Raw genomic sequence first — 25,187 nt, forward strand, 5'->3', positions numbered from 1 at the left:
AAAGTTATATGAAGAAATATATTTTATTTGGAGCAGGCAATTTCGGAAAGATGGCATTGAAACATTATGGTGAAGAGAACGTGGAATACTTTGTGGATAATAATAAAGTCAAAGTTGGCAAAAATATTCTAGGAAAGAAAATTATTAGCTTTGATGAGTATAAGAAGATTGCAGATCGTTACCAGGTGGTTATTTCAAGCAATTATTTAACACAGATAGCAGAGCAGCTTCAAGAAAATGGTATATTAAATTATATTTATTATTCGCCTTCATATGAAAAATTCATAAAAGATATAGAAGTCAGACTTAATAAGCTTAATGTAACCTCGATTGCAGTATATGGAATTGATGGCTATACAGAACAGCTTATATCAAGAATAATGAACAGTAGCTCTGGAGATAAGCTTAAATTTGTTGTTGCAGCGGATCAAAGCAGGGATTATTTGGGAAAGAACATGCTATCATATAAGATATGTACACTTGATGAAGCAGTATCTGAAGCAGACTGCTTTATCGTTGCAGCAGGAGCTCATAATGCTGCACTAGGTGTTAAGCTTAAACAGGTGGTGAAAAAAGAAACACTAGTAATTAATCCTTTTAAGAAGAATGGTTACTATGAAACGGATGAAATAGTAATAAATCCATACGAAGGTTTACAAAATGATAATACAGAAGAACAGTGGAATTCAATTGTTGCCAATAATAGCATTATTGAAGCTATAGATTCATTTGTAAGGATTGCAAAAGAAGATGTGCAGTTATTTGATTACATTGAAATTGAAACAATTAATCGCTGTAACGGAACATGTTCATTCTGTCCTGTTAATAAAATAATAGATCCTCGTGTAGAGAAAAGGATGAGTATGGAATTATTTAAGAGTATAATAGGACAGCTTGAAGAACTTAATTATTCAGGTGAATTATCAACTTTTTCTAATAATGAACCATTGTTAGATGAAAGAATCGTGGAGCTAAATAAATATGCAAGAGAGCATCTTCCTAATGCACGTATTCATATGTTTACGAATGGGACATTGTTTACATTACAAAAATTTAAAGATCTTATACCTTATCTTGATGAACTTATTATTGATAACTACATGCAGGATCTTAAACTCATAAAACCATGCCGTGAGATTAAGGAATATATTGAAGAACATCCAGAGCTTCGTAGAAAAGTAACGATTGTTCTTCGTAAGCCGCAGGAAATTTTAACATCGAGAGGTGGAGATGCACCAAATCGTAAAGAGCTTGTCTCATATGGAGATGCTAAGTGTGCACTTCCATTTGAGCAAATGATAGTCAGGCCTGATGGAAAAGTCTCGCTTTGTTGTAATGACCCAATTGGAAAAAATACATTAGGAGATCTGACAAAGCAGTCGATACTTGATGTATGGTATGGAAAACAGTATCAGATGATAAGAAAATGCATATCTGAGGGTAGAAGAAATTGGAAGCATTGTGAATACTGTGATTCATTTTATCTGTATTAATTAGCAGATGCAATACAAATATTAATCCGGAGCTTAAAGTTGATTCTTATATATGAGTTGAAAAAAGAAATAAATATCTATATTTTAAGAATATTACACTTGAGGATAAAAGTATTTAAAATGAATGCGCTTGTAAAATTAATTTTAGTATAATTGATTAAATAAATGGTGAAAATTTTGATTTGTTTATTCCTTACAATATTAAAGCGAGAAACATCAATAAGGAAATAAATGAAGTAATAAAAGATTTAATTATGTTTTTATAGAAAAGAGGAAAGGCTGTTTATGAAAAAATATATTTTATTTGGTGCAGGCTATCTTGGTAAAATTGCTTTTGATTGTTTTGGAGAGGATTTGATTGAATATTTTGTTGATAGTAGTAAGTGCGGCCAGGAGTATTGTGGAAAACATATACTATCTATTAATGAGTTAGAAAAGATAGCGTGTAATTATATAATCGTAATATCAGTAAAAGACAGAGTGGAAGAAGTAGAAAGTCAGTTGCAGCAGATGGGGATAATGAAATATTATATATATTCTGAATATGATTATTATGTTGGCAAACATTTTAATGTAGTGGATGACATTAAACATCAGTTGAGAATTATTGATTATATTAAATACTATGATACTGGAAGATATCACTCTATAGCAATAGAAGGTGAGCCATTTAAATCAAAGATATTAATTGATATGTTAAATGCTGAATCTGGTGATTTAAGTGTAAAGTATATAATTAATTCTTACAGCCAGGTTGAGGAGGATTTAGAGTACTATGGATACCCAGTAAGAGATTTTTCAGAAATACAAAATGATATCGATCTTTTAGTTCTTCTTGAATCAAGAGAGAGAAGTACGTTAAGAGATATTCTCGCAGAAGAAAAAAGAGATTTTATGATAGCAGATTTTAGTAATACTGAAGACCTGTTTGGAGAAAATAGAAATCCTGAATTAAGCAAATATAAGGATATTCATAAGGGTGAGAGATGTTTTATCATAGGTAATGGACCAAGTATTAGGACAGAAGATCTGGAAAAACTGTGCGAAAAGAATGAAACAACATTTGCTTGCAATCAGATATATAAAGTTTATGATAAAGTGAAATGGAGACCAGACTATTTTGTGATGCAAGATAATAAATGCATAATTGAATTTTATAACGAAGTTTTAGCGACAGTTGAATGTACTAAGTTTATTGGTGATTACATAAAGGATATTTGGGATGGTAGGGAGACTCACAACCTTGAAAAAATTCATATGCGTGCTCAGAGCTATCTGCCACATATGCCAGGATTTAGTTCTGATATCGTAAATGGGGTGTATGAAGGATGGAACGTGATATATTCTTCAATTCAGATAGCTGCATATATGGGATTTGAAGAAATTTATATTATAGGCGTTGATATGAAATTTACCGCTAATCTAAAGGAAAATAGTAACCATTTTATAGATGATTATTTTGGAAAGATGAAAAAAATAAATCCTCCAAATTATGAGGCTGTATTTTCGGCGTTTAAAAAGGCAGAATTATACTCACGTCAGCATAATTTCAGGATATATAATGCAACACGTGGAGGAGCTGTTGAGGAGTTTGAAAGAGTGAATTTTGATAGTTTGTTTTAATATATATTTCTTGTGATAGTATATAAAAAAAATACAGAGTGATTGGAAAATGATAAAAACATTAAATAGAGATTAGATATCTAATTTTTCATAAAATTAGTAAAATAGAGGGAACGATCATATGAAGGATATATTATTAGATGATTTTAAATATGTATTATCATCGAATTTAAATTGGGAAAAGTTAAGCGGAAAAGTAGTTTTAGTTACCGGTGGAACGGGGTTTATAGGGTCATTAATAATACGTTATTTGAATTTTCTTAATGACTATAAATATGATATTAAAGTTATTGCTATAGTGAGAGATGTAGCTAAAGCAGAATTTATGTATCATGATAGTAAGGTTAAATTAATAAAGGGTGATGTGTGTAATCTCCCTTTAATAAAAGATAAGGTGGATTTTATCTTTCATTGCGCTGCTACTACACGCTCTAAAGATATGGTAGAACATCCAACAGAAGTGTCTGGAGGAATTGTTAATGGAACAATGAATATTTGCAAGCTTGCTAATGAAAAACAAGTAAAAAGCATGGTTTATCTTTCTTCTATGGAAGTATATGGAGCAACATCTAAAGGAATGCAAATATTAACTGAAAATGATTTAGGTAGTATAGAAATTTTAAATACAAGAAGCTGTTATTCTCTAGGGAAAAGAATGGCGGAAAATATCTGTTATTCATATTATGTTGAATATAATGTCCCGATAAAAATTGCGCGATTGGCACAAACATTTGGGGCCGGAATATTACCAGAAGAAAATAGAGTTTTTGCCCAATTTGCTAAATCTGTCATAGAAAATAGAGATATTATACTTCATACAATGGGAGATTCTAGAGGAAATTACTGTTATTCAGCAGACTCAATCGTTGCGATTTTTAAACTACTATTGGAAGGGGAAGATGGTGAAGCATATAACATAGTAAATGAAGAAACTAGTATGACCATATTTGAGATGGCAGAGCTAGTAGCTCAAAAAATTGCTAAAAATAGAATTAAAGTAATAATAGATATAGCTAATCAGCATAACTATGGGTTTGCACCTAAGACAGAAATTAGATTGTCAGCAGAAAAGATGAAGCAGCTAGGGTGGAAACCGACAATCGGGTTATTGGAAGCTTATCAAAGAATGATAAAATGGTTGAATTAATCATTTGCCGATGGTTATTAAAAACAAGAGAGAAGTAATATTGGAATCCATACATATTTTAAATTGAGAGTAATATTTTATTACAATTAATCTAGTTAATCAATAAAGATGATTATAAAATCAATCAATAATTTAAACAAGAGTTTTGAAAGTGGAGTAAATTAACAAAATACTTAATTTATCTATAAAAGGAGAATAAAAATGGGTGTGCTCAATAATAAGGAGAATGCAAAGATTAATATTCCAATAAATGTATTATATTCGGAAATAAAGGGTGGAATTTATCCTATTTGGGAAAAAAGAAAGACTAAAAAGTATTGGGAATATCGTAAAAAATGGAATGATAATGCTAAGAATAATATAGTAGAAAGATTTCCATTAAATCTAGATATCGAGCCTACAAACATATGTAATTTGAAATGTCCTATGTGTCCTAGAACAATTGCTATAAGTAATAATGTAAATTGCTTCAATAACTTAGGGATGATGTCTATGGATATGTTTAAAAGAATAATAGACGAAGTTTCAGATAAAAATGGATGTAATGTGTATGCTATTAAGCTCACTCATAGAGGAGAACCATTAATAAATCCTGATATTGTTAATATGATTAAATATGCAAAGGAGAAGGGTGTGGTAGATATAATAATGAATACCAATGGAGTACTTCTTACACCAGAAATTTCTGAACAAATTATAGATGCTGGTTTGGATAAAATGTTATTTTCTTTTGATGCGCCTTCAAAAGAGCTATATGAGAAAATTCGAATTGGAGCAGTATATGAAGATGTTTTAAATAATATAAAAAAGTTCGTAGAAATTAGAAATAAGAAGCAGGCATATGGAACTCTAGTTAGAGCTGGAATGGTATTGACAAAGGATACCATATCTGAAGTTGAAAACTTTAAAAAATTATTTTCTAATATTGTAGATGTTATAAGTTTCAACAAAGAACATAAAGAGAATATTATCATTTCAGATGAGGAGATATATAATACTATTGAGAGAAGTTCACAAAATATAAAGGATTGTTTATTTGCTGATTCTCAATTGTGGCAAAGAATGACAATTAATTGGAATGGTGAAACTGAAGCTTGTTGCGAAAATTATAAAGAAGAATATTCTTTAGGTAATATAAATGATAAATCCATTGAAGAAATTTGGAATGGAGATAAATTTAAGGCTATTAGAAATGCTCATTATTGTGGTGAATGGTGGAAAATACCACAATGTAAAAAGTGCACATTGCATTTCACAAAGTAAAAACAAATCTATTTATAGAAGCAATAGCAAATTATATATAGGTGGAAGTTGTACTGTTTTAAGTAATTTATGTTGAATCTATTGAACTGATTTTAATAGTTGGAGTGTGGTAGTAAAAATGAAAATTGTAGCTTTTGTTCCGATAAAAATGAACAATGAACGATTACCAAATAAAAATACAAAATGTTTTGATGATGGGACTCCATTAATTAAATTTATTCTAAATACACTAAAAAGAATTACTGAAATAGATGAGATATATGTGTTTTGCAGCAATCCTAAAATAAAAGAATATCTACCAAAGGGAATAGGATATATTCAAAGGAGTGAAATTTTAGATACTCCTACTGCAACACCTCAAGATATTATTAAGGAATTTAAATCTAAAATTGATTCAGATATATATGTTGTATCACATGCAACATCTCCTTTTGTATCCCACAATAATATTTCTAAATGCATTAATAAGGTGTTAGGAGGTGAATACGATTCTGCATTTACAGCTAATAAAATTCAAAGTTTATTGTGGAAAAATGATAAACCTTTAAATTTTGATGCAAGTCGTATTCCTAGAACTCAAGACTTAACTCCAATTTACAGTGAAGTATCAGCAGCATACGTTTTTAGAAAAGAAGTTTTTGAAAAATATAATAGAAGGATTGGTATAAAACCATATATTTGTGAAGTATCGAAAATAGAGAGTGTTGATATTGATAATTTTGAAGATTTTGAGATTGCTAATGCATTATATATGTCACTATTAAAAAAGGAGGTGTGATTAAAATGTTGAATATTAAATTATTAGATTGTACGTTAAGAGATGGCGGATATTTAGTAGATGCAGAATTTGGAGATACAACTATTAAAGGAATTATATGTGGCTTACTAGAATCTAATATTGATATTATTGAATGTGGTTTTTTAAAAAATGAAGAACATAAATTGGGAACAACAATTTATAATAACATATCACAAGTTAAGGAATACTTACCAAAGGATACGAAAAAAGCTTCTTTTGTTCTGTTAGCTGATTACAGTAGGTATTCAATAAGTAACTTGGAAAATTATGACGGCGGTGCAATAGATGGGATACGTGCTTGTTTTTTTAAGGATGAACGCTATGAGGTGATAGACTTCTGTCGTGAAATTGTTAAAAAGGGTTATAAATTATATGTGCAACCTGTAGATATTTTAGGTTATTCAGATAAAGAACTAATAGAATTTATTGAAATGGTTAATCCACTTGAACCATATGCTTTTTCTATTGTGGATACTTTTGGTTCAATGTATAAGAGTGATTTACAGAGGGTTTTTTATCTAATTAATAATAATTTAACTAAGACGAGCTCTATAGGTTTTCATTCGCATAATAATTTACAAATGTCTTTTGCGTTATCGCAAGAATTTGTTGAATTTTCTCAAGGACTACGAAACGTAATTATTGATTCAACTATATGCGGACTTGGAAGAGGTGCTGGTAATACTAATACTGAATTAATGCTTCAATATATGAATAAAAAGTTTAATGCTAACTATGATATAGATATTATTCTCGATTTAATTGATAATTATATCGAAAGCATAAAGGCAAGATGCGAATGGGGGTATTCAATTCCATATTATTTAGCAGGTTCATATAGTGCACATGTAAATAATATTTCATATTTAATTAAAAAAGCTAGCATATCAAGTAAAGATATGAGATTTATTTTAAATAAAATAGGTTCTACAAATAGAAAAAGGTATGACTATAATCTTTTGGAAAAAACATATGTTGAGTATGTGAATACATTCAAAGATGATTCTAAGGAAAAACATATCCTCAAACAAATTTTTATGGGAAGAGATATACTAATTATTTTGCCAGGAAAAACATTGGTAACATTTGAAAGTGTAATCTTGAAATATATAAATGAATATAATCCTATAGTTATTAGTGTTAATATTATAATTGATAAATATAAGATTGACTATATTTACTTTTCAAATAGACAAAGGTATAATTATTGGAAACATGATAGCAGATATAAAAGATATAAAAAAATTATTACTTCTAATATTTCAAAAAATACAATTGAAGATGAAATTTCAGTTGATTTTGGAAAATTAGTAAAGTGTGGATGGGAGCAGTTAGATAATTCAGGCATACTTTTACTTAGATTATTAGATTTATTTAATGTTAATTCTATAGCGTTAGCTGGATTTGATGGATATAATAATGCATATTATGATAATTATGCACGACAAGAACTAGAAAGAAAATTAGATTTTATTAGTTCGGAAAACGCTAATAGAGAATTACTAAGCATGTTGGAGGAGTATAAAGCTACACGTCAATCAAAATGTAAAATAAGTTTTATTACACCATCTAAATTTCAAGAGGTATTTAAGTAGTGCCTAATATGAAATCTTTACCATTAAGTAGTTAAATGCTTTATATAATAGAAATATGATTGTCAATAATTCTTTTTTGTTACATAAAAGAGTGCTTGTAAACATAAATTGTGAAAAATTTAAGAGATGGTGAGAGAATGAAAGAATTATCAAAAGTTAATGAATTTATAGATATAAAGATGTTAGTTATGGATGTTGATGGGACATTGACTAATGGAGATATTTACATTAGTGAAAATGGTGAAATTATGAAAGCATTTAACGTGAAAGATGGGTTGGGAATCTCAGTTTTGCTTAAAGAAGAAGGGGTTATTCCTGCAATAATTACTGGGAGAAAATCTAAAATAATTGATGTTCGGGCTAATGAACTTGGAGTAAATGAAATTTATCAAGGAATTGATAATAAAGTGAGGGTGCTAAAGAATATTGCAATCAAATATGCTATTGATTTAAACAATATTGCGTATATTGGTGATGATATAAATGATTTGGAGTGTATAAAAATTTGTGGAGTCACAGCTTGTCCTCAAGATTCTTCAGATACTATTAAAAAGTATGTAGATTATGTATGTAAAATGGATGGAGGAAGAGGAGCTGTTAGGGAGTTCATTGAATTTTTATTTAAATTGAGGAAAGTGCAAAGAAATGAAATTTGAAAATTGATTATATAAAGGCATGTTAGAACTATGTAGCTAAGACATATCATTTCGTTGGTATTAGTAATTATTCGGTTAATTTAGGATGCCTGTAACTATCAAATTAAGTATTTCAGAGATAGAGACACTTAGTTAAGCATAGTAAGGTATATATTATAATAATAAATTTACACTTAAAATTTTAGTAAGCTAACATCTCTCAATTAATCCGAAATATAGAAATTTAATTGTATCATATATATAAGTTTTAGAGAATATTAGATATTGAGTAAGATAAAGAAAGTAGAGAGCTTGAAAAAAATATAGACGATGAGTGAGCATTGGGACTTCGTAGATAGATTTTGTTCTGATTTTTATTTTAAGAGACTATATAAAAATTTGTTGCTGAAATAGAGTTTGAGAAATTTAAATTTATGGTAATAACAAGAAAAAAATCAAATCATATTGCTAAAGATAATTCTAGTATTTACGACAATAAATTATAGTTAGATATAAGCATTAAGAGTAGAATTACTTGTTAATTTAATTTTATAATAAGGATTAGAGAGTTGTCAAAAGAAATGATCTGATTTTATGGATATAGCTCAAATGTCAGATATGATGAGTGGTAATACGGACATAGATACATGTAAAGGCATCAATATAGATGTACGGGTATAATTTGAAATAAAGTAAAGGAGGTTCTGTAAAATGAGACTTACTCATAATATGTATTCTTTAAGTATATATAAAACATATAAAAATAGAATTAATGATGAATCTAAAGCGTCAAATAACATTAGTAATGGTACAAAACTAAATTCAGCCAAAGATAATCCGGCTAAAATAGGAAAGAATGAAACGTTAAAGATACAGGTAATGACAAATGATGCTGCAAGTAAAAATATTCAAGATGCAAATTCAATGCTTCAAACTTTTGATGGAGCTCTTCAAGAAATTAATGATAATCTTTGCAGAATGAGAGAACTATCAGTTGGTGCAGGATCTGGAGCATTAACAGATGAAGACAAAAAAAATATTCAAAACGAGATTGATAGCATTAAGAAAAATATAAATGACTTAGCAAATAATACCGAATTTAATGGCATGAAATTATCTGTAGCTAGTTCGACACCTTTAAATGAAAGTTCTACTAAAACAATAAAAGCAACAGTAGGATCAATGGATGATGAAAATATTGAAATTCCATTTTTTGATGTTAGCTGTGAGAATTTAGGAATAAGTGATTTGGAGGTAAATAATTTAAAAACTTCTGTTGGTGCTATTGATAAGGCAACTCAAATGATAAGTAAAATGAGAAGTAAATATGGAGCGATACAGAACAGATTAGAGGGAACAGCTGATTATTTAGGAAATAAAGATATATGTATTCAGACGACTCAAAGTAGAATTGGTGATGCAGATATTGCAGAAGAAATGATGAAATATTCAAAAAGCCAATTATTAGTTAATTCTTCTATTGGATTAATGGCACAAAGTAATAATTTCCCAAAGGATGTATTGAATATTTTGGGTAATGTTAAGTAAGAAAATATTTAGCTAGTGACCAGTTAGCACTGTAGTGATTAAAATATTGGAGGCGTTTTTATGGAAATGGGTATAGCACAATTATCAATGTCAATGACTCAATCAAGAGTGGCTGAGTCAGCAGGAATAGCTGTTATGAAGATTGCAATGGATGCAGGAAAAGAAAATGCATCGCAAATGACTGAAATGATGAAAAATGCAGCAGTAGATCCTAGTCGAGGAAATTACATAGATGCAAGAGTTTAATATGTCCGAATATGAAAGCAAAGAATTAAGCGAAGAAGAATTAAAACAAGAGTTGCAATGGATAAATTATAGACAAAAAATGCTTAATATTATTGAAGACAAGTTGTTAGAAATGAGAGAAGTAGCAGAAATGGCTAAGAATAATAATTTTACTAAAGAAGAGTTAGGAGAGATGAATATTAAACTAAATAATCTAGCAATGCAAATTAGAGCTCTGAATGTTGAAAGTGAAAAAGATTTATAAATAAAAATTATTTGAATAAGTATTAGTGACTAAAATGTAATAGTTGCTGATGCTTATTTTGCTTTATAAAGAAATATTTCAAATAGATCTGCATTTATTTAGGGAGAAGATAAAGTAGTAGATTAAATTTGTGGGTTTAAGGGAAAAATGGAGGATGTAGAATATATGTACAATACCGTATATCCATTGAATATCAAACAAATTAGAGGAATCATAATAATAAAATGCTAAGTACACGAAATATGGCTATAATTCACTTATAGATATTAATAAAATATTAATTTTAAGATATTTTTCATAAATATTAGATTTATATTTATACAAAATTCGATTATCGAAAATTATTGAACAAATTAAAATGAAATTCATAATTTATTAGATGATTTTATCGAAAATTAAAAATAATTGTGGTGAAATAGACAAAAATACTTTATAATTTAAAAGGATAAATTATATTGATACTAGCACACTTATTGAAAAATAAGGCCGCAAAGCCATGAGTCTAAGGGGAATTTTATTTTCTACGATTGTCAGGTTGCCAAAATATAAAGTGAAACTTAGTTCTTAGCTTCATAAAAAAATATATTGAAGACTAATTGAGCTTATCTAATGTCGCGTTAATGTTATCTCGAATATTAATAAAAACTAGTTTAAAGTAAGACCTTTCATTTTACTTGATTTGTTTTATTATTTGTTAGCATGCGAGTATTACAAGAGGAGGCATAAGATAATTATATATATGTTGCAAAAATAATTCTTCATGATAATTCTAAAAATATTGCAAGAATTATTTTTGCAACATATTAATAAAGTTTATATTTATTTTGCTTTAAATATTTTTGGTGCCTATAATTTATAGACACCTTTTATTTTTTAGATATATGGTAGGTCACAGTACGGATAAATACGGCAGAAAGTCTAAAAATGACATTTAATTTATTTTAGAAGATTTATTATGTGGGACAATATTACAATAAAACCAAAAAAATCGGAATTAGTAAATAAATTGGAAAACATTTTTCAAAAAAATATAGATAAAATTGCATAGTTATTCTATAATTAAATTATTAATTGGTCAAAATAAATTGTAATATTTTACTTAGGCAAAAATTGTGAGGGAAAAAGCATTTTATTTTACATATTCCTTATAATGTGTAAAATAAAATATTTGTACTGAAAGTTTTAGATATTTATGCAAGTAGAAGGCGAAATGTAAGGATGTGAATTTATGGCAATACAATCTATTAGTTCAGATGCTACTTATGAATTGATTAAACAAGGAATTAAAGCATCAAATGTTAGAGCTAAAACAATTGCTAATAATATGGCAAATGTCAATACGAAGGATTATAAGAGATTTAATGTAGTATTCGAGGAAAATTTAAAGAATCAGGGAGATTTCTCAAAATTGGAGCTAAAACGCACTAATCCACGTCACTTTTCAAGTAGTGATTCAAATAGCGGTGATAATATATCAATTGAACAGGATAGGAGTACTAGTATGAGAAGTGATGGAAATAATGTTGATTTAGATATAGAGAAGGTAAATCAAGCGGCAAATACTCTTAAATATAATGCGTTAATAACTGACATAAATAATAAATTTAATAATTTAAAAACCGTTATTAAATAGTGATAAATAATACATAATTAGGAAGTATATTTAGACAAGCTAGGAAATTTGGAATTATTGATTAGATAAAGGAGGATTATAAATGAATGCATTTACTTCTATGCAAATAAGTGCAACAGGTCTTTCGGCAGAAAGATTAAGAATGGATACTATAACTTCCAATATGGCTAATGCAAGCACAACAAGAAGTGCAGATGGTAAGGGTCCATATGTAAGAAAAGTAGCTGTGTTTCAAGAGGCTCTTGATGCCAATAAGGATATGGCAGGGGTTAAAGCAGTTAAAATTGAAAATGATCCATCACCTTTAAGAAAGGTATATGATCCAACGCATCCAGATGCAGATAGCAATGGATACGTTACAATGCCAAATGTTAATGTATTAAATGAAATGGCAGATATGATGGTAGCAACTAGATCTTACGAGGCAAATGTTGATACTTTTAATGCTTTAAAGAGCATGTTTTCAAAAGCTTTAGAAATTGGTAAGTAGGGGGATGAAAAATGAGAATAGAAGATAAGTTTGCACAAAATGAAATTATATTTAATAATAAATTTAAAGATATCAATAATGATAAGAGCAATAATGAAAGCAATAACTCAGTTAGTTTTGGAGATGTCTTAAAAAAGGCAGTAGATGATACTAACGGTAAGATGACACAGGCTGATGAGACTGCAACAAAGTTTATTAAAGGTGATGATGTTAATATTGATGAAGTTATGGTTAAGAATCAGGAGGCTAGTTTAAGTCTTCAGTTTTTAGCACAAACTAGAGACAAGTTATTGGAAGGATATAATCAATTATCGAGGTTGCAATTGTAGTAAGGTGAGGAGAGCTTAATAATGAAAAAACTTTTAGAAAAAGTTAAGGGGCTTTTGGAAAAGTTTAAATCCAAGAATAAGAAGATAAAAGCTGCTATAATAGTAGCAATCGTGGCAGTTATTATTGCAATTATAAGTGGGATTTTTTACTCATCTTCTAACAAATATCAAGTACTATTTTCTGATCTTGATGCAGCTGATGCTCAAACTGTCGTTAATAGTTTAAATGAAAAAAAAGTTGAAACTAAAATAGATAGTAACACAAATACGATTTGGGTTCCTAAGGATCAAGTGGACAAATTAAGGCTGGAGCTGGCACCAACTTTGACATCTGGAAGTAAAGGCTATGAATTAATGGATAGTGGAAGTTCCTTTGGAATGACGGATGAAGAATTTAAAATAAAGAAAGTTAGAATGCAGCAAGGTGAGTTGGAAAAGACAATAAAAAGTTTTCCACAAGTAGAAGAAGCAAGAGTACATATAACTGAGGCTAAGGATTCTGTTTTTGTAAAGGATAAAGAACCTGGAAAAGCAGCAGTTTACCTAAAATTAAAAAAAGGGACAACTATTGGCGAAGATCAGGTTAAATCAATAGTAGCATTAGTATCTGGGGCAACTGAAAACATACCTAGAGAAAACATAGATGTTATAGACGATAACATGAATTTGCTTACTAAGGATATAAATTCTGATCAAGGTAATTCAGTAAGCTCTGGAACAATATCAAAACAACAAGATGCCGAAAAAGCCTATGAAGATAGAATGCAAAAGGCAATTGTTAGCTTATTGGAGCCAATCGTTGGTAAAGGTAAAGTTAAGGCTACTGTTAATGTAAATTTAGATTTTGACTCAAAACAAAAGACACAAACAGTAGTAGATCCGAATAAAGTAATTGTAAGTCAAGAAAATTCTAAGGAAACAAATAATTCAGGATCAACAACTACAAGTCAAAGTCCTGTTGATAATAATATGAGTAACACAACTACAGCTACAAATAATAATCCTTCAACTTCAAGTAAAGAGGATCAGAAGACAAATTATGAAGTAGGTAAAAGTGAATCTAAAGTTATTAGTGCACCAGGTGAAGTTAAGAGGCTTACAGCATCAGTCATGGTAGATGGAAATTTAGATGCTGCAACACAACAAACATTAGAAAATGCAGTTGGAAATGCAATTGGATTAGATACACTTAGAGGAGATAAGGTTTCTGTGGTTGGAATGGCATTTGACACAACGGCTCAAGATCAGGCTAAGTCAGAAATTGATGCTATGAATGCAGAGGCAGCTACAGCTAGTAAGAATAAGATGATGATTGTTGCAGGAATTTTAGGAGCATTGCTTTTAGGTATTATTATTTTCTTCGTTACAAAGAGAAGAAAGAAGAAGAAAGAAGAAAATGAACAATTATTAAATACTTTAATTGATGATACTATATTACCTAAAGAACCGGATGATGTCTTTGAACCAATAGAATTTGAGGCTAAGACTCAAAAATCTCACTTAGAGGAAGAAATAAAGAAATATGCTACAGAAAAACCAGAACAAGTAGTAGAAATAATCAAGTCATGGTTGACTGAAAATGAGAGGTGATGGCTATGTCAAAAGAACCAAATCAATTGACAGGGGTGCATAAGGCAGCAATATTATTCATAACTCTTGGACCTGAAGCCTCATCTGGGATATTGAAAAAGCTACCAGAGGCGGATATTCAAAAAATAACTTATGAAATCGCTAATATTACGTCTGTTACCCCAGAACAAAGGGAAGAAATATTAAATGAATTTTATCAAATGAATAAAGCCAGAGATTATATAATTGAAGGCGGCATGGATTATGCTAAAACATTATTATCAAAAGCATTAGGAACTCAAAGAGCAAGTGAAATACTAGATAAAGTATCAGAGGCTACAGCTCAATATAGACCTTTTTCAATTGCAAGAAAGGCAGATTCTCATCAATTATTAAATGTGATTATATCAGAGCAGCCTCAAACTATAGCTTTAATTTTATGCTACTTGCAGCCAGATAAAGCAGCACAAGTTATGGCAGAGCTACCAGAAGAGACGCAAAGTGAAGTTGCTTATAGAATAGCAACTATGAGCAATACGTCACCAATGGTAATTAAAGAAATTGAAGCTGTACTTGAGAGCAAGTTATCTTCAGTAGTAAGAACTGAAATGACAACTTTAGGTGGTGTAGAAACTTTAGTTAGTATTTTAAATGCAGTTGATAGAACAACAGAAAAGAATATTACAGAAGGTTTAGAAAGAGAAGATGCAGAACTTGCAGATAAAGTTAAGAGTTCAATGTTTGTATTTGAAGATATTATTTCTCTTGATGATGTATCAATTCAAAGAATCCTTCGAGAAGTGGAAGTTGGAGATCTTGCACTTGCACTTAAAGGATGTTCTGATGAAGTTGCAAATGCTATATACAGGAATCAATCTAAGAGAGCAGCTGCTTCATTAAAGGAAGATATGGAATTCTTAGGACCAGTAAGGCTTATGGATGTTGAAAAAGCACAACAAAAGATTGTTTCTGTTATTAGAAGGTTAGATGATGCTAATGAAATCATCATTGCAAGAGGTGGAGAAGATGCAATCATCGTATAGATTAATAAAAAAGGACTTTGCAAAGTCAGGAACAAGTAAAGTCATTTCAACAGAGTATGTTAGTAAAAAGGCAGCATCTGAAGAAATAGAAGAGGAAAAAGAGGAAGAAGAAATTGTAGTAAAAGCTCCACAGATTGATCCAGAAGAACTTCTAAAAAGGTATGAAGATATTGGTCAAAGGATAATACAGGATGCTAAAAATGAAAAGCAGATTATTGTTTTAAGAGCACAAATGGATGCCAATGCTTCAGAGAAAAAAGCATATGAAAAAGGATATGCTCAAGGATTAGAAAATGGATACGATGATGGTTATAAGAAAGCTTATGATGAAACAATTGAAAATGCAAGGGCAGAGGCGGCAGATATTGTTAATAAAGCGGAATTGATGCTAAAATCTGCTCATGAAAATTACGAGAAATATCTAGAAATTAAGAAAAATGAAATAGTAAAGTTGGCACTAGAAATTGCGGAAAATATTACAAAGAAAACACTAAGTACCAATGAAGCGATGAATAATATTATTGAAGAAGCTTTTAAAATCTCAAAAGGAGAAGAAAATGTTATTTTAAAGGTGAATTCAACACATGTTGAAGAATTAAAATCGCAGGTGGAAAGATGGAAGGTATCATATAATATAAAAAATGAAATCTTTGTACTTGCAGATGATTTTATGGAACCTGGAAATGCAGTTTTAGAAAAAAACAGTGGTATAGTAAAAGTAGGCGTGGATATTGGAATGGAACAAATACGAAAAGCAATATTAGGATAAATAATTCACGATTCACAATTCACGATTCACAATTGAGGAACAAGTTTTATAAGACTTGAAAATTAAAAGAATCCTTTTAGGGTTTTATCACTAATTGTGCATTGTGCACTGTGCATTGGGAACTGTAAAGGAGTAGTTCTAAATGCTGGATTTAGACTTGGATTTTGATAAACTTATTAAAAAAGCAAGTGATGCTTCAACAATATATAGTGAAGGTGTTGTTAAGAAAGTAATAGGACTTACTATTGAAGTACAAGGGATTAAGGCTTTTGTTGGTGAACTTTGCATAATATATAATGAGAAAAATGTTCCTGTAAATTGTGAAGTTGTTGGCTTTAGAGATGAGTTTGTAATTCTGATGCCGCTTGATGAACTAATAGGAATTTCACCTGGATGTAGAGTTGTACCACAACGTAAGCCGTTGAGTGTAAAATGTTCAGATAAGCTACTTGGTCATATTATAGATGGACTTGGGAATCCTTTAGACTGCGACAGTATATCTATGGATGGAGAAGAGTATCCACTAGAAAATGATGCGCCAGACCCATTAAAGAGAAAAAGAATAAAGGAAATAATGCCTACTGGAGTAAGAGCAATAGATGGTTTCTTAACTTGTGGCGATGGACAGAGAATTGGTATCTTTGCAGGTAGTGGAGTTGGTAAAAGTACTACACTAGGAATGATAGCAAGAGAGGCAAAAGCTGATGTTAATGTTATTTCACTAATAGGTGAAAGAGGCAGAGAAGTTCTAGAATTTATAGAAAAGGATCTAGGACCAGAAGGTATGAAAAAATCTGTTGTGGTGTGTGCTACATCAGATAAGCCAGCCTTAATAAGACTAAAAGGAGCATTAACGGCTACTGCTATTGCTGAATACTTCAGAGATAAGGGTAAAAAAGTAATTCTTATGATGGATTCAGTTACTAGATTTGCAATGGCACAAAGAGAAGTTGGACTTGCAATAGGGGAGCCACCAGCTACCAAAGGATATACGCCTTCAGTATTCGCTAAATTACCTAAACTAATGGAGAGATCTGGAACATCTATAGATGGTTCAATAACTGCCTTCTATACAGTGCTTGTTGATGGAGACGATTTTAATGAGCCTATAGCAGATGCTGTTAGAGGAATATTAGATGGTCATATAGTGTTATCAAGATCTTTAGCACATAAAAATCATTATCCAGCCATTGATATTTTAAATAGTGTAAGCAGACTTATGAATACAATAGCGCCAAAAGAACATAAAGAAGCTGCATCTATGGCAAGAGATCTTTTAGCAACTTATAAGGATTCTGAGGATTTAATAAATATAGGGGCTTATGTTAAAGGAAGCAATAAAAAGATAGATATGGCAATTAACTATAATGAGGCATTAAATGATTTTCTATGTCAGGGAATTGATGAAAAGACTTCTTTTGAAGGTACACAAAATTCTTTAATATCAATGTTTAAATAGTCAGGCGCAGTTACAAGTTGCAAACTGAAAGTCACAAGTGATGAGTGGAAACTTGAGAGATACAAGATTAAAGTGCCAAGTTACAATTGATGAATGCTAAGTTGAAAGTTACAAGTGGAAAGTGGCAATTTGTATTTGAAGTAATAATGACTGAATGCTCAAAGATAAACTGTGAATTGTGCATTGCGATGTGCATTTAGAACTGTGAATTTTAAATTGTGCATTGTGGATTTAGCACTGTAAATTGTAAATTATAAAAAGAAGGTGAGTTATTTTGGCTGAGAGATTTAAGTTTGGCTTAGAAAAGCTCCTTGAAATGAGAATGGAAAAAGAGGAAGAAAGTAAGAGATTATTTACTGAAAGTCAGAGAGAAAAAAAGAAGATTGAAGAAAAGTTAGAAGAACTTAAGGCAAATTATCAAAAATATAACGGTATATCTCCAAATGAGGATGTTGTGTATCAGAAATTAAAAAGATACTACATACAGGGTGTTCAAAGTGGAATAAAATCTACAGAGAAAGATTTAATAGTAAAAAATCAGGAGATTGAAAGTAGAAGAAAAGATTTAACGGCTAAACAGATGGAAAGAAAGACTGTTCAGACCTTAAAGGAAAAGAAGTATTCTGAATATGTAAAAGAGCAGGATAGAATAGAACAAATCAATATTGATGAGTTAGCTCTTTATGCATATGTGAGAAATCAGAAAAATTAAAGATATTAATCTATGATTTAGAGGTAGAAATGGAGTTGATCTTAATTGAATTTCATCTAAATAGAATTAAATTGCTTGAAAGGAGGTGAAAATAATGGTTACAGCTACAAAAGATTCAAATAGTTCGTCAAACAGCTTAGATAGTATGGTAAAGTCATTTACTTCTAGTACAAATTTTGCAAGCAAATCTGCTTCAGAAGTTACTAAGACGCTGAATAATTCATACACTTCTAGGAAAGATGATTTTAAAAATGTATTAAAATCAAAAAGTGATTATAAGGCTCATGAAGATAATGGATATGTATCTTCTGCAAATCAAAAACAAAATTCAACTGGAGTTAAAAATACTGATAAGGATACAAAAGAACTAAATGAAAAGCTTGAGGAATTAGAAAAGGAAAGTAAGACAGCATCTAAGGATAAACTGAAGGACATATTATCAGAATTGTTAAGCCTACTAGCTAAATTGGGAATAAAACAGGATAGCATAAGTGCAAATGGAGCAATTAATTCTAAAGTTGGGGTTGATGGAACTAACAACACACTATCTAATAGTGGGTTAAATGGTATTATGGAAAAGATAATGGAATTACTAAAAAATGATTCCGCAAAGAGTAATCTAGATTCTAATTCTCTAAACTTAATGGAAAAACTTTTAGGAAATTTGAATGGTAATATCAAAGAAAATGCTACAGAATCTACTAAAAGTAGTTTAAAAGGAATAATGTCTGAAATATCCGATCTGTTAGAAAATAAGCAGAATGCAGGTAATAAAGTTTTAACACTTGAAGATATGTTAAGTAAAAATTATTCTCAAGACAATAGTGAAAATGATAATTCTTCAGCATCAAAAAATAATACTCCGACAGCTTCAAAAGAGGAAAAGTTCTTAAATTCTTTAGTTGATGATAATAAGGATGATTCATTAAATAAAATTAACTTGTTTGCATCTAGAACTTCAGTAATACAGAATCAAGGTGTAAATAATGCTAGAGGACTTACAATTAATAAAGCTACTTTTGTTGATGATTTAATAAAAGATGTTAAGTTTATGAACACTAATTCACTTAAGGAATTAACTGTAAAAGTTAACCCGGGGAATTTAGGGGAGATAACTATAAAGCTTGTTCAAGAGGATGGCTTAATAAAGGCGAATCTAAAAGCTAATTCAAAAGAAACAAGTGCTTTAATTTCACAAAACTTATCAGATATTAAAAAGCAGCTTGGAGAGCAAAACTTAAAAATATCAGATGTAAATATTGAGCTTTATCAAGATGATACTACATTTTTTAGCGAACAAAGTTTTGGTGGACAGCTTTCAGAGGATCAAAGAAGAAATAATACTAGAAATAGTAATGCAGCAAATAGTTTAGCATCTAGCGAAGAAGATTTAGTGGAAAATATTGAAGCTAATGATAGCAATATAGAATTTTTTGCATAGGAGGTAGAAGCATGAGTACTACAGTAAGCCCATTAAATGATTCAACAGTGAATGTTGCGAGTTCAGGGACAACTGATAATGGAACCAAGATCTTAAAGAAAACTGATAATACTATGGATAAAAATTCATTTTTAAAGATATTATCTGCTCAATTAAGTAATTTAGATCCAACCCAAAATCAAGACTCGAGTGCATATGTGAGTCAAATGGCTCAATTTGCATCAATGGAGCAAATGCAGAATTTAAATAATACTATGTCAGATTCATCATACCAGCAAATGGTTGGTAGAACAGTAATAACTAATGAAAAAGATGATAGTGGTAACTATGTGGAAGGCTATGTGACTCAGGTATTAAAAGAATCTGGTGGAACATATTTGAGCATGTTAGTTAATGGAAAAGAAGAAAAAGTTGCAGTTGAAAATATAATTGGTACTGTGCAAGCAACTGATTCTAATACTAACGCAAATAGTAGAACTGCTCTTAATTCTGATTTCTTAGCCGCCTCAGCTTTAGCAGATAAACAAGAAAAAGTTGTGATTGCAACTTTAGATGATAAAAAGAAGACTGTTTTAATAAAAGGAAAGATTACTGGTGCTTATATTGATACTGTCAGTGGTGCTACTGTAAAGATAAAAGTTGATGTTTTGGATGATAACGGTAAGCCAACAGGAGAAAATAAGACCTACGATTATGGAGATATAGTAAGAGCTGGAGATCTGGCAGATGATGATATGAAAGTGAATTTAAATAACAATACTGCTAATGGAAGTACAAGTGAAACAGGTACAAACAGTTCAAGTAACAGTAATTCTAGTGGCAGCGGAACAACTTCTGATTCTAGTTCTACAGATACTAATACAAATAGTAAAACAGCAAATAGTGCTACAAATACTAATACAGGAACAGCAGGTGATACTACGAATGCATCTTTAAATGGAACAATAAATACAATTTCAAGTGCAACTAATGATTCGACAGATGCAGAAAATGCAATTCTAGCTAAAATAGCAGGTGTATAAATGAGTTATAGAATTATTAATGGACAAGCTTATTCTGTAGGGAATATTGGGCAATTTGCAAATTCTCAAAAGGCTATAGGTGATAGTCCTAATAGCAAACAGAAGGAAGCAAAATTTCAGGATGTACTAGATGGTGTTAAAAATAGAGATCAGAGTTTTACTGTATCAAAGCATGCTGCTTCAAGATTAAATGAGATTAATTTTACTAAAGAAGATATGGAACAAATACAAAAGGGTTTTAAAATAGCTCAGGATAAAAATTCTAAAAATACAGTTATGTTATATAAAGATATTGCATTAATTGCTAGTGTTGAAAACAAGACTCTAATAACAGCTGTAGAAAAGGATAGAGCGAAAGATAATATATTTACGAACGTAGATAGCGTAGTAATTTTATAGGCTGGACCTTTAGACAATGCATAATTCACAATGCACAATTCACAATGCACAATCATTGTGAATTAGGAATTGATAATTGTGAATTGGTTACGGAAGCCTGAACTTGTGGATCGACAGAAGCAAGTTATATAAATTGAAAAAAGATTGGGAGGTATGTTTATGTTAAGATGTATGTATTCTGGGATAAGCGGAATGAAGGTTAACCAAACTAAATTGGATGTTATAGGTAATAATATAGCAAACGTAGGAACAACAGCTTTTAAATCCTCAAGTGCAAGATTTAAGGATATGCTTTATCAAAATTCTTCTGAGGCAACAGCACCTACTTCAGTACTTGGAGGTACAAATGCTAAGCAGATAGGGTTAGGAGCACAACTTTCAAGTATTAACAAAGTTATGGGACAAGGTAATGCATTATCAACAGGTAGAAGCCTTGATGTATGTATTGATGGTGATGGATACCTAGTAGTATCTAAAGGCGATTTGAATTCTGGAATTGGTGCTGATCAAGCTACAGGTGCACCAAATGCGGCAGCCTCTGATGCCACTGGACAAATTTCAGAAACTTTGTTTACAAGGGATGGAAATCTTACATTGGATTATCAAGGAAATTTATTAACATCTGATGGGCATAGAATTATGGGATATTATTTAACTAGCGCTACAAATGATGGTGGAACTGCTAGTGCTAAAAGTTTAGCTTATGATTCAACAAATAATGTTATAGGTGCTAACTATGTAAATGCAGATTCTAAAGATTTAAAAGTATCTGATAATACAATGAGACCTTTAGTAATACCAGATAGTGTCACTATTTCAGGAACTCCAGGTGCATCAGGTGCTGTAACACAGCCTGTTAAGAAATTTGAAATCGGAAAAGATGGTATTATTACAGCTGTATTAGGAGATGGTAAGAGAGCTGCAATCGGTCAAATTGCTATGGCAAGTTTTAAAAATCCAGAAGGATTGACTGAGCTTGGTGGCAATATGTGCATAAATTCCTCTAACTCAGGGCCTATAGTTTATAAAACAGGAAAGATAGATACTAGTACATCATCTTCAACAACTACTGCAACAGGGAATCAAGGTGGTTTCGGTTCATTAATTCAAGGAGCCCTTGAAGGTTCAAATGTAGATTTAACAGAACAATTTACAGATATGATCACAGCAACTAGAAGTTTCCAAGCTGCATCAAAGATGGTAACTACAGGAGATGAAATTCTACAAACAATTACTGGGCTTATGAGATAACCTAGATAATAAAAGATAGTTAATATTATATTAAAGCAGGTTGGGTGAAAGCCCAGCTTGCAACTAAATACTAGCAGGGGATTTTATTTAATAAGTAATATTTTTCTATAGTGCACAATTCACAATGCACAATTGGTAAGTTATTGTATTATAAAAAACCTATATACTTTAAATAATATAGTGAATATAATAATAATTAAGTGTGTATTGTGAACTGTACAGTTTATTATTAAAGGGGGAGAATTTTATGATAGATGTAACTGGGATGAACCATGAGCACTTCATATTAAATGCAGATCATATAGAAAAAATAGAAGAAGTGCCTGAAACAATAATTACATTAACCAATGGAAGAAAATATATAGTACTTGAAAGCGTAGAAGAAGTTAGACAGGCAGTTATAAAATACAAAAACAAAATTTTTACTTATAAAATATAATTATAGGGAGTTTATTAAAATAAAGCTAATAATAAAAAGGTTAATACTTTAATTGTTGCAAGTGGTAAGGAGTGGTAATAGTGGCTTTAGGAAAAGGTAAGGACAAGGAAAAAGAAAAAGGTGAAAAGTCAGGTAAAAGTGGCAAAGGTCTTATGATAGTTTTATTTATTTTAGGATTATTAGTATTAGGATCAGCAGCTTTCGGTGGAGTGTATTTATTTATGAAAACTAAAAATACAGTAGATGCTCAAGAAGTTGTTGTTGAAAATGAGTATATGGATTTAGCTGAATTTACAGTAAATTTAGGTGATGAAGGTGGTAAAAGATTTTTTAAGGGAGAACTTGCTTTAGGCTATGATAAGACTAAGACTAAACTAAAGGAAGAATTGACAGCTAATCAAGTGGTTGTAAGAGATGATATTATATTTTTCTTTAAGAGCCAAAAGGCTGATTATTTAAATAATGTAGCGAATAGGGATGCTATAAAAAGACAATTAATTGATTCTATTAATAAGGATTTAACAAAAGGCAAGATTACTGATGTTAGATTTAAAAGTATGATAATTCAGTAGGTAAGAGATATGAATTTTGGATTTTTAGGAATGATTGTACAGCTTATTTTGGCCTTGGGAGTTACTTTAGGATTAATATTTTTAAGTTTTAAGTTAGCAAATTCAAAATTTAATGTTATTAATAATAATAAATATATTAAGGTTATTGAAAGAGTGCAAGTAACAAAAGATAATTCTATATTAATAGTTAAAATCGGAGAAAAAGGATATATAATGACTAGTACTGCAGGGCATATGGAAAAATTATCAGAGTTATCAAGAGAAGAAATTGATAATATTGAAGAAGATAAAAAGAAAGCATCGCAGGAAATGGCAGAATATTATACTAATTTAGTATTAAAATCGAAAAAGAACTTTTCTAAGATTACAAAGAATATAAAATCAAAGGAAGAGAAGCATGAAAAATAATAAAAAGAGAATTGCATTTACCTTCATGATGGCTCTTGGAATTATGATGTTTTGCACTATAAGTGCATATGCGGCTCCAAGTAGTACAAGCGTGCCGCAACTAAATGTATCTTTTGGAGACGGAAATAGCACACCGCAGGATTATGTATCGAGTATTAAAATATTAATATTTTTTACGATCCTAGCATTATTGCCATCAATAGTGATAATGATGACATCTTTTACCAGAATAGTGGTAGTGTTTTCATTTCTTAAGAGTGCAATGGGAGTACAACAAGCTGTTCCAAATCAAATATTGACAGGACTTGCTATATTTTTAACTTTGTTTATTATGAATCCTGTTTATAATGAGGTAAATACTAAAGCAATACAGCCATATTTGGAGAATAAAATAACTCAAGACCAAGCTTTTGAAGAGGCATCTAAACCTCTAAAATCATTTATGCTCAAACAAACGAGGGAAAAGGATTTAGAGTTATTTGTTGAAATAGGTGGAGTAGATAAAGAGAATTTAACAAAAGAGAATGTTTCATTTACAACATTAATCCCAGCATTTGCGATAAGTGAATTAAAGACAGCATTTCAAATAGGATTTTTAATATATTTACCGTTTTTAGTTATAGACATGGTAGTATCTAGTGTTCTAATGTCTATGGGTATGTTCATGCTACCTCCTACAATGGTATCATTACCTTTTAAATTGATATTATTTGTAATGGTAGATGGATGGTATTTACTGGTGAAATCTTTGATACAGAGTTTTATGTGAGGTGAAATAAGATGACGCAGACAATGCTTAATGCTGTAGTTAAGGATACAATAATAACAGCGGCGAAAGTATCAGCCCCTATATTAATAGTAGTTCTAGTATTGGGGTTAGCAATAAGTATTATACAAGCTACAACTCAAATACAAGAGCAGACATTAACTTTTGTTCCTAAATTAATAGCAGCAGCAATTGTTGGAATATTTTTGGGGAGCTGGATGCTTGAAACAATTATGTCTTTCACAAATAGGATTTTTGATTTGATTTCAAAAGTTATTACATAGGGGGTAGG

The 25,187-nt window shown here is 30.3% G+C and carries 27 protein-coding genes and 1 riboswitch; all 27 genes read left to right on the plus strand.

Translation table 11 applies throughout. The annotated features are described in order from the left end of the window. Positions 1–8 precede the first annotated feature (8 nt). The 27 genes from ACJDTP_RS10190 (at position 9) to ACJDTP_RS10320 (ending at position 25,179) form a co-directional block, all read left to right on the plus strand. A complete protein-coding gene (locus ACJDTP_RS10190; protein ID WP_406761102.1) occupies positions 9–1,493 on the plus strand; it encodes a radical SAM protein in 1,485 nt (494 codons plus the stop codon). Between the two features lie 285 nt (positions 1,494–1,778). After that, positions 1,779–3,116, plus strand: coding sequence for a 6-hydroxymethylpterin diphosphokinase MptE-like protein (locus ACJDTP_RS10195; protein WP_406761103.1), 1,338 nt, complete (start codon positions 1,779–1,781; stop codon positions 3,114–3,116). Positions 3,117–3,237: 121 nt separating this feature from the next. Continuing rightward, the gene (locus ACJDTP_RS10200) at positions 3,238–4,263 is read left to right on the plus strand and encodes an NAD-dependent epimerase/dehydratase family protein (RefSeq protein ID WP_406761104.1); all 1,026 of its coding nucleotides are present in this window, start codon (positions 3,238–3,240) and stop codon (positions 4,261–4,263) included. Between the two features lie 201 nt (positions 4,264–4,464). Further along, positions 4,465–5,526 (plus strand): radical SAM protein, encoded by a 1,062-nt coding sequence (locus ACJDTP_RS10205; RefSeq protein ID WP_406761105.1) that lies wholly within the window; start codon positions 4,465–4,467, stop codon positions 5,524–5,526. A gap of 118 nt (positions 5,527–5,644) precedes the next feature. Continuing rightward, complete coding sequence (locus ACJDTP_RS10210) at positions 5,645–6,304, plus strand: acylneuraminate cytidylyltransferase family protein (RefSeq protein ID WP_406761106.1); 660 nt, start codon at positions 5,645–5,647, stop codon at positions 6,302–6,304. A 5-nt stretch (positions 6,305–6,309) separates the two neighbouring features. Then, a complete protein-coding gene (locus ACJDTP_RS10215) occupies positions 6,310–7,920 on the plus strand; it encodes an aldolase catalytic domain-containing protein (protein WP_406761107.1) in 1,611 nt (536 codons plus the stop codon). Between the two features lie 137 nt (positions 7,921–8,057). Continuing rightward, positions 8,058–8,576: a KdsC family phosphatase gene (locus tag ACJDTP_RS10220; protein ID WP_406761108.1), complete on the plus strand. Its 519-nt coding sequence runs from the start codon at positions 8,058–8,060 to the stop codon at positions 8,574–8,576. A 690-nt stretch (positions 8,577–9,266) separates the two neighbouring features. After that, positions 9,267–10,103, plus strand: a complete 837-nt coding sequence (locus tag ACJDTP_RS10225; RefSeq protein ID WP_271811994.1) for a flagellin — start codon at positions 9,267–9,269, stop codon at positions 10,101–10,103. 60 nt (positions 10,104–10,163) lie between these two features. Beyond that, the gene (locus tag ACJDTP_RS10230; RefSeq protein ID WP_406761109.1) at positions 10,164–10,349 is read left to right on the plus strand and encodes a YjfB family protein; all 186 of its coding nucleotides are present in this window, start codon (positions 10,164–10,166) and stop codon (positions 10,347–10,349) included. Further along, entirely contained in the window at positions 10,336–10,593 is a 258-nt protein-coding gene (locus ACJDTP_RS10235) for a hypothetical protein (protein WP_406761110.1), read from the plus strand. Before ACJDTP_RS10230 ends, ACJDTP_RS10235 begins: the two co-directional genes overlap by 14 nt. A gap of 453 nt (positions 10,594–11,046) precedes the next feature. After that, a riboswitch (cyclic di-GMP riboswitch) is annotated at positions 11,047–11,136 on the plus strand. Positions 11,137–11,821: 685 nt separating this feature from the next. Next, positions 11,822–12,226, plus strand: a complete 405-nt coding sequence (gene flgB, locus ACJDTP_RS10240; protein WP_406761111.1) for a flagellar basal body rod protein FlgB — start codon at positions 11,822–11,824, stop codon at positions 12,224–12,226. 82 nt (positions 12,227–12,308) lie between these two features. Further along, a complete protein-coding gene (gene flgC / locus ACJDTP_RS10245; RefSeq protein ID WP_023973285.1) occupies positions 12,309–12,716 on the plus strand; it encodes a flagellar basal body rod protein FlgC in 408 nt (135 codons plus the stop codon). An 11-nt stretch (positions 12,717–12,727) separates the two neighbouring features. Next, positions 12,728–13,045 (plus strand): flagellar hook-basal body complex protein FliE, encoded by a 318-nt coding sequence (gene fliE, locus ACJDTP_RS10250; protein ID WP_406761112.1) that lies wholly within the window; start codon positions 12,728–12,730, stop codon positions 13,043–13,045. 21 nt (positions 13,046–13,066) lie between these two features. Next, the gene (gene fliF / locus ACJDTP_RS10255; RefSeq protein ID WP_406761113.1) at positions 13,067–14,635 is read left to right on the plus strand and encodes a flagellar basal-body MS-ring/collar protein FliF; all 1,569 of its coding nucleotides are present in this window, start codon (positions 13,067–13,069) and stop codon (positions 14,633–14,635) included. A gap of 5 nt (positions 14,636–14,640) precedes the next feature. Then, on the plus strand, positions 14,641–15,657 hold the full coding sequence (gene fliG, locus ACJDTP_RS10260) for a flagellar motor switch protein FliG (RefSeq protein ID WP_077309146.1): 1,017 nt from the start codon (positions 14,641–14,643) through the stop codon (positions 15,655–15,657). Continuing rightward, complete coding sequence (locus ACJDTP_RS10265) at positions 15,641–16,426, plus strand: FliH/SctL family protein (protein WP_406761114.1); 786 nt, start codon at positions 15,641–15,643, stop codon at positions 16,424–16,426. Before fliG ends, ACJDTP_RS10265 begins: the two co-directional genes overlap by 17 nt. A 142-nt stretch (positions 16,427–16,568) precedes the next feature. Beyond that, positions 16,569–17,885 (plus strand): flagellar protein export ATPase FliI, encoded by a 1,317-nt coding sequence (gene fliI, locus ACJDTP_RS10270; protein WP_406761115.1) that lies wholly within the window; start codon positions 16,569–16,571, stop codon positions 17,883–17,885. Between the two features lie 274 nt (positions 17,886–18,159). Further along, positions 18,160–18,597 carry a flagellar export protein FliJ gene (gene fliJ / locus ACJDTP_RS10275; RefSeq protein WP_406761116.1) on the plus strand — a complete coding sequence of 146 codons (438 nt, stop codon included), beginning with the start codon at positions 18,160–18,162 and terminating at the stop codon, positions 18,595–18,597. 94 nt (positions 18,598–18,691) lie between these two features. Further along, positions 18,692–20,038, plus strand: a complete 1,347-nt coding sequence (locus ACJDTP_RS10280; protein ID WP_406761117.1) for a flagellar hook-length control protein FliK — start codon at positions 18,692–18,694, stop codon at positions 20,036–20,038. Between the two features lie 11 nt (positions 20,039–20,049). Then, entirely contained in the window at positions 20,050–21,060 is a 1,011-nt protein-coding gene (locus ACJDTP_RS10285) for a flagellar hook capping FlgD N-terminal domain-containing protein (protein WP_406761118.1), read from the plus strand. Further along, the gene (locus tag ACJDTP_RS10290; protein ID WP_023973277.1) at positions 21,061–21,459 is read left to right on the plus strand and encodes a flagellar biosynthesis protein; all 399 of its coding nucleotides are present in this window, start codon (positions 21,061–21,063) and stop codon (positions 21,457–21,459) included. It abuts the gene before it with no gap. 159 nt (positions 21,460–21,618) lie between these two features. Then, positions 21,619–22,710, plus strand: a complete 1,092-nt coding sequence (locus ACJDTP_RS10295) for a flagellar hook-basal body complex protein (RefSeq protein ID WP_406761119.1) — start codon at positions 21,619–21,621, stop codon at positions 22,708–22,710. Positions 22,711–22,957: 247 nt separating this feature from the next. Then, positions 22,958–23,149 (plus strand): flagellar FlbD family protein, encoded by a 192-nt coding sequence (locus ACJDTP_RS10300; protein WP_017211338.1) that lies wholly within the window; start codon positions 22,958–22,960, stop codon positions 23,147–23,149. A gap of 80 nt (positions 23,150–23,229) precedes the next feature. After that, complete coding sequence (locus ACJDTP_RS10305) at positions 23,230–23,721, plus strand: flagellar basal body-associated FliL family protein (RefSeq protein ID WP_017211339.1); 492 nt, start codon at positions 23,230–23,232, stop codon at positions 23,719–23,721. A 9-nt stretch (positions 23,722–23,730) separates the two neighbouring features. Next, complete coding sequence (locus tag ACJDTP_RS10310) at positions 23,731–24,129, plus strand: FliO/MopB family protein (RefSeq protein ID WP_023973274.1); 399 nt, start codon at positions 23,731–23,733, stop codon at positions 24,127–24,129. Next, positions 24,119–24,898, plus strand: coding sequence for a flagellar type III secretion system pore protein FliP (gene fliP / locus ACJDTP_RS10315; protein WP_017211341.1), 780 nt, complete (start codon positions 24,119–24,121; stop codon positions 24,896–24,898). Before ACJDTP_RS10310 ends, fliP begins: the two co-directional genes overlap by 11 nt. 11 nt (positions 24,899–24,909) lie before the next feature. Continuing rightward, positions 24,910–25,179 carry a flagellar biosynthetic protein FliQ gene (locus ACJDTP_RS10320; RefSeq protein ID WP_012060412.1) on the plus strand — a complete coding sequence of 90 codons (270 nt, stop codon included), beginning with the start codon at positions 24,910–24,912 and terminating at the stop codon, positions 25,177–25,179. The last annotated feature ends 8 nt before the right edge of the window (positions 25,180–25,187 follow it).

Source organism: Candidatus Clostridium helianthi (genome assembly GCF_045310795.1).
GTDB lineage: Bacteria > Bacillota > Clostridia > Clostridiales > Clostridiaceae > Clostridium > Clostridium helianthi.